General features: G+C 66.8%; 2 protein-coding genes. Both read left to right on the top strand.

The window, feature by feature from the left end; genetic code table 11:
• On the top strand, positions 1–627 hold a 627-nt coding region (locus tag ACQUQ1_RS22320; protein WP_435066375.1), incomplete at its 5' end, for an HAD-IC family P-type ATPase.
• A 28-nt stretch (positions 628–655) separates the two neighbouring features.
• Positions 656–1,138, top strand: a 483-nt coding sequence (locus tag ACQUQ1_RS22315; RefSeq protein WP_435066374.1) for a hypothetical protein, incomplete at its 3' end; no start/stop codon positions are given.

The following is a 1,138-nucleotide window of genomic DNA, read 5'->3' as shown; positions in this document are numbered from 1 at the left end:
CGGGTCGCCGACTACGTCCGCGAGCGTGAGGGGCGCGGCGAGACAGTCGTCCACGTCGTTCGGGACGGGGACATCATCGGCGCGATTGCGATGCGGGACGAGCTCCGGGAGGCCGCTCCTGGGGTCGTCGCGGCGCTCCAAGACGCTGGCATCGAGACGGTGATGCTCACCGGCGACAACGAGCGGACGGCCGCTGCCGTTGCCGAGGAGGTCGGTATCGACGAGTACCGTGCCGAACTCCTTCCCGAGGACAAGCAGTCCGTCATCGAGAGCTACCAGGCCGACGGCCACGTCGTCGCGATGGTCGGCGACGGCATCAACGACGCGCCATCGCTGGCGACCGCCGACGTCGGTATCGCGATGGGTGCTGCGGGGACGGACACCGCCATCGAGACGGCTGACATGGCGTTGATGGCCGACGACCTCGAACGAATCCCGTACGCGGTCAAACTCAGCAAGGCGACGCGCTGGAACGTCCTCGAGAACGTCGGGCTGGCAGTGTTGACCGTGACCGTCCTCCTCGCGGGCGTGCTCACCAGCTACGTCACCCTCGCGTCGGGAATGCTGGTCCACGAGGCCAGCGTCCTCCTCGTCATCCTCAACGGGATGCGACTGCTCCGCTACTGACCACGAGACACGATCACAACCACAACTCATGACATCGAATTCGACTGCGACTGACACGACCCAGACGAGAACCAATTGGCAGGTCGACTACGACGTCGACCCGATCGAAATCCGCGACCCCGTCGCGGAGGCCCTCGGCGTCCTCGAACCGGGCGAACCGTTCGTCGTCACCTACCGGGACGCGGTGAAAGAAGCGGGCCACTCCTGTCCAACAGCCTCGGGCGCCTACCGGATCGTCCAGCTCGGGCTCGACGCCCTGTATCCCGACGACTATCCAGCCCGGAGCAAAATCGAGGTCCAGACGGCCGGCCCGCAGGACGATGCCGCGTACGGCGTGATGAGCCGCATCATCTCGTACGTGACTGGCGCGACCGGCGATGACGGATTCACCGGGCTCGCCGGCGGCTATGGCGGCCGCCGCGACCTCCTCGTCTTCGACGCGTTCGACCCGGACACGGCGGACCCGACGTTCCGGTTCCGGCGAACCGACACGGACGAGACCGTCGAAGTG

The organism is Halobaculum sp. EA56 (assembly GCF_051195075.1).
GTDB lineage: Archaea > Halobacteriota > Halobacteria > Halobacteriales > Haloferacaceae > Halobaculum.
Note: the sequence above shows the minus strand (reverse complement) of the source record. Positions and strands in the feature narration are given on the sequence as shown.